We start from the raw sequence: 3,547 nt of genomic DNA, 5'->3' as shown, positions 1-3,547 counted from the left end.
GTGCTCTCGGGCGGCGAGATCCCGGCGCTGGCGCTGATCGATGCGGTGGTCAGGCAGTTGCCGGGAACGCTGAACGATGCCGCGTCGGCGCTGGAGGATTCATTCTGCGCCGGCTTGCTGGATTGTCCGCACTATACGCGGCCCGTGGAGTACGCAGGAAAGCGTGTGCCGGAGGTGCTGTTGTCCGGTCATCACGCAGAGATTCGGCGGTGGCGCCTGCAGCAGGCGCTCGGCCGGACCTGGCAGCGTCGGCCGGACCTTCTGGCGCGGCGTGCCTTGACAACAGCGGAAACGCAACTCCTGGTGCAGTTTCAGGAGCAATGCGGTCAGGAAAATAAAGCGTAATTCGCCTCTATGGAGTTAACAAGATGAATCTGATCGAGCAACTCGAACAAGAAGAAATTGCCCGTCTGGGCAAGGTCGTGCCGCCGTTTTCGCCAGGCGATACGGTGGTCGTGCAGGTCAAGGTCAAGGAAGGCACGCGCGAACGTTTGCAGGCTTACGAGGGGGTCGTCATCGCGAAACGCAATCGCGGCCTGAACTCGAGTTTCATCGTGCGCAAGATATCGTCGGGCGAGGGGGTCGAACGGACCTTCCAGACGTATTCTCCGCTGGTCGCTGCCATCGAAGTCAAGCGGCGTGGCGACGTGCGGCGCGCCAAGCTGTACTACCTGCGGCAGCGTTCCGGCAAGTCGGCGCGGATCAAGGAAAAGCTGACCCGCAAGCAGCGCTGACCGGGCACGGCAAGGACCGTACGCAGCCGGTGAGGCAGATGCCTCGCCAGGCTGCGTCGGCCGCAGGGTACCGTCAGCTTGCCGTGCGCAGCCGCTGGTCGCTTTCGATCAGCGCGTAGGCCGAATGATTGTGGATCGACTCGAAATTCTCCGATTCGACCACATAGGAATCAATGCGCGGTTCCTGGTTGAGCCTGGCGGCGACATCGCGCACCATGTCCTCGACGAACTTCGGGTTGGCGTAGGCACGCTCGGTGACATACTTTTCGTCGGGCCGTTTGAGCAGGCCGTAAAGCTCGCACGACGCTTCGGATTCGACGATCTCGACCAGTTCCTCGATCCACACGTGGTCGTTGATGCTCACCGTAACGGTGACGTGCGAGCGCTGGTTGTGCGCTCCGCTTTCCGAAATCTCCTTCGAGCAGGGACAGAGGCTGGTTACCGGAACGACCACCCTGATCTTTGAATCGATTCGCTCGTGGCCGATCTCGCCGATCAGCGTAACATCGTAATCCATCAGGCTCTGCACTCCGGATACCGGCGCCAGCTTGTTGATGAAATACGGAAAATTCATTTCGATGTGACCGCTTTCGGCTTCCAGGCGGGCGAGCATCTCGCTCAGCATGCGGGGAAAGTTCTCGACCGAGATCTCGCGCTCCTGGCTGTTCAGGATCTCGACGAAGCGCGACATGTGCGTGCCCTTGAAGTTGTGCGGCAGGCCGACGTACATGTTGAACACGGCGATCGTGTGTTGCACGCCGCCGGATTTGTCGAGCACACCTACCGGGTGCCGAATCGCCTTGATGCCGACCTTGTTGATGGCAATCCGCCGGGTATCGGCCGAGCCTTGAACATCGGCCATGACCGCAGGTTTATGCGGCGTTTCGGGTGCGTTCATTGCTGCTCCTGAGAATTATTCGTCTGGTTTTTCCGGCTGCGGCACAGCCTCGCCGAATCGCGCGCGATGCTCGTCGGCAGCGCGGATGATTCCGTCGCGGTCGAGTCCGATCTCGGCGAGCAGGAGAGCATGATCGCCATGCTCGATGAAGCGATCGGGAATACCCAGACGGACGAGGCGCGGCGCGTGCGCAAGGCCTTCGAGCACACGCTCGATCTCACTGCCGGCGCCGCCAATCAGCGCATTCTCTTCGACGCTGATCAGCAGAGAATGTTCCGCTGCCAGCGCGCTGATCAGTTGGTGGTCGACCGGTTTGGCGAAACGCATGTTGGCCACCGTCGCGTCGAGCGCTTCGCCGGCCGCCAGCGCCGGCGTCAGCATGCTGCCGAAAGCGAGCAGTGCGATATCGCGGCCGCGTCGACGAACTTCGCCCTTGCCGATTTCCAGCTCGACGAGCTTCGGCTCGATCGCCACGCCAGGGCCGCTGCCGCGCGGGTAGCGCACGGCGCTCGGCCCGTCGTGTCGATACGCGGTGGTCAACATCCTGCGGCACTCGTTTTCGTCGGCCGGCGTCATGACGACCATGTTCGGAATGCAGATCAGGTAGGAGAGATCGAAGGCGCCGTGGTGCGTCGGCCCGTCGGCGCCGACCAGGCCGCCACGGTCGAGGGCGAGCACCACCGGCAGCTTCTGCAGCGCCACGTCATGCACCAACTGGTCGTAAGCGCGCTGCAGAAAGGTCGAGTAGATCGCCAGCACCGGGCGCAGGCCTTCGCACGCCAGGCCGGCGGCAAAGGTTACCGCATGCTGTTCGGCGATTCCCACATCGTAGTAGCGGTCAGGGAAGCGCTCGCTGAATTCGAGCAGGCCAGATCCCTCGCGCATCGCCGGGGTAATCCCGACGAGCTTCGTGTCGGCCGCCGCCATGTCGCACAGCCAACTCCCGAAAACCTGCGTGTAGCTGGGCTTCGCACCACTCGGCTGGCCGGCGATGCCAACTTCCGGCTGAAACTTCGACACGCCATGGTAGAGAATTGGATCGACTTCGGCGAGCTTGTAGCCCTGGCCCTTCTTGGTGATCACATGCAGAAACTGCGGCCCGGAGAGCTGCGTCAGATTCTGCAAGGTTGGGACCAAAGATTCCAGATCGTGTCCATCGATCGGCCCGATGTAATTGAATCCCATTTCCTCGAAGAGCGTTGCCGGCGTGAGCATGCCCTTCACGTGCTCTTCGGCGCGCTTCGCGAACTCGCGCAGCGAGGGCGAAAAGTCAAGCATCTTCTCGCCTGCCTTGCGCGCCGCATTGAACGTGCTGCCCGAAAAAATGCGTGCCAGATAGCGATTGAGCGCACCCACCGGCGGCGAAATCGACATGTCATTGTCGTTGAGAATGACCAGCACGTCGGCGTCGGCGACGCCCCCGTTGTTGAGCGCTTCGAACGCCTGTCCGGCCGACATCGCGCCGTCGCCGATGATTGCCACGACGCGACGGGTTTCACCTTTCAGCTTGGCGGCGATCGCCATGCCGAGCGCGGCCGAAATCGAAGTCGACGAATGCCCGACGCCGAAGGTGTCGTACGGGCTCTCGCTGCGTTTCGGGAATCCGGAGACGCCGCCGTGCATGCGTAGCCGGGCCATTCCCGAGCGACGTCCGGTGAGCACCTTGTGGGCGTACGTCTGATGGCCGACGTCCCACACCAGACGGTCGTGCGGCGTGTCGAAGACGTAGTGCAGGGCCACCGTCAACTCGACGGTGCCCAGATTCGACGACAGGTGTCCACCGGTTCTCGACACCGATTCGACGAGAAACGAGCGCAATTCGCTGGCCAACTGCGGCAGTTGCCGACGGTCAAGCTTGCGGACCTGGGTCGGGTTGCTGATCGTGTCGAGCAGAGGATAACGGGTCATCGATGAT

General features: G+C 62.3%; 3 protein-coding genes and 1 pseudogene. 2 read left to right on the top strand and 2 right to left on the bottom strand.

The annotated features are described in order from the left end of the window. Together RKP46_RS13540 and rplS are read left to right on the top strand one after the other, a co-directional pair. Positions 1 to 345, top strand: a pseudogene (locus tag RKP46_RS13540) (tRNA (guanosine(37)-N1)-methyltransferase TrmD); the annotation flags it as partial. 23 nt (positions 346 to 368) lie between these two features. Further along, positions 369 to 734 (top strand): 50S ribosomal protein L19, encoded by a 366-nt coding sequence (gene rplS, locus RKP46_RS13535; protein WP_300331888.1) that lies wholly within the window; start codon positions 369 to 371, stop codon positions 732 to 734. 73 nt (positions 735 to 807) lie between these two features. Here the strand turns inward: rplS and folE2 are convergent, their stop codons facing one another. After that, positions 808 to 1,632: a GTP cyclohydrolase FolE2 gene (folE2, locus tag RKP46_RS13530; RefSeq protein ID WP_311107122.1), complete on the bottom strand. Its 825-nt coding sequence runs from the start codon at positions 1,630 to 1,632 to the stop codon at positions 808 to 810. A gap of 15 nt (positions 1,633 to 1,647) precedes the next feature. After that, positions 1,648 to 3,540: a 1-deoxy-D-xylulose-5-phosphate synthase gene (gene dxs / locus RKP46_RS13525; RefSeq protein WP_311107123.1), complete on the bottom strand. Its 1,893-nt coding sequence runs from the start codon at positions 3,538 to 3,540 to the stop codon at positions 1,648 to 1,650. Between the last annotated feature and the right edge of the window lie 7 nt (positions 3,541 to 3,547).

The organism is Accumulibacter sp. (genome assembly GCF_031732815.1).
GTDB lineage: Bacteria > Pseudomonadota > Gammaproteobacteria > Burkholderiales > Rhodocyclaceae > Accumulibacter.
The sequence above is the reverse complement of the archived record's forward strand: the minus strand, read 5'-3'. Positions and strand labels throughout refer to the sequence as shown.

Coding starts and splice junctions, on each gene's coding strand:
- rplS (WP_300331888.1), top strand. CDS start 369: ATGAATCTGATCGAGCAACTCGAACAAGAAGAAATTGCCCGTCTGGGC.
- folE2 (WP_311107122.1), bottom strand. CDS start 1,632: ATGAACGCACCCGAAACGCCGCATAAACCTGCGGTCATGGCCGATGTT.
- dxs (WP_311107123.1), bottom strand. CDS start 3,540: ATGACCCGTTATCCTCTGCTCGACACGATCAGCAACCCGACCCAGGTC.